Raw genomic sequence first — 745 nt, 5'->3', positions numbered from 1 at the left:
TATCGGTTTCCATAATTCTGCTGCTTTCCTCAAAACCTTTTATTCGATGCTGAAAAACCCAAGATCCATTTACTTTTTTCAGCAAATATAATCCTGTGTATCCACCAACTACCAATAAATCTGACCGATTCGGAATTAGAATTCCTTGCCAAGCACCATCTATTTGGGCCAGCGATTTCGCAGAATCTCCATTGATTTCGAATATTCCGTTTTTTTCGAAAGCCAACAAAGAATTACCAAAAACACCAAGATTCCAGACATTTTCAGACATTCCAGAAACATGCTGAAAAGTTACATTTTCTCTTTTCCCGCTTTTATAAGCTTCCCAATTCAGCCAAAACAAACCGTTATCTGTTCCGATATACAATTTATTCTGGTAAATCTGACTGCAATAAATTTTGGTTTCAGAATTTGTGCCATCTATAATTTTTGATAAAGGAGACGAAATCTGAATCAGCGAAATTCCACCTTTGAGCGTCACCCATAAATTGCCTTCTTTATCGATTTTAAAATTGGTTACATATTCATTCTGAAGTCCCATTTGCTTATCAATATGTTGAACCAAATGTCCATTACTATCTATAACTATCAACCCCGATTGGCGAGTTCCAATTCCAAAATATCCGTCAGAAAGTTCAATTCCTGCTGAAATTTGATTCTGTTTTAGCAAATGATCTACTTCGGTTACAAATGGTTTTATTTGATTTTCATTGAATGTAAAAAGACCATTTTTTTGCGTGAACAA

The 745-nt window shown here is 34.8% G+C and carries 1 pseudogene; it reads right to left on the bottom strand.

Annotated elements, in window-relative coordinates:
* Nucleotides 1–745: pseudogene (locus B3J44_RS13245) on the bottom strand (ABC transporter substrate-binding protein); the annotation flags it as partial.

The sequence above is a fragment of the Flavobacterium sp. UBA4854 genome (assembly GCF_002399805.1).
In the GTDB taxonomy this organism is placed as follows: Bacteria; Bacteroidota; Bacteroidia; order Flavobacteriales; family Flavobacteriaceae; genus Flavobacterium; species Flavobacterium ginsengisoli.
This window is presented reverse-complemented; position numbering and strand designations above follow the sequence as displayed.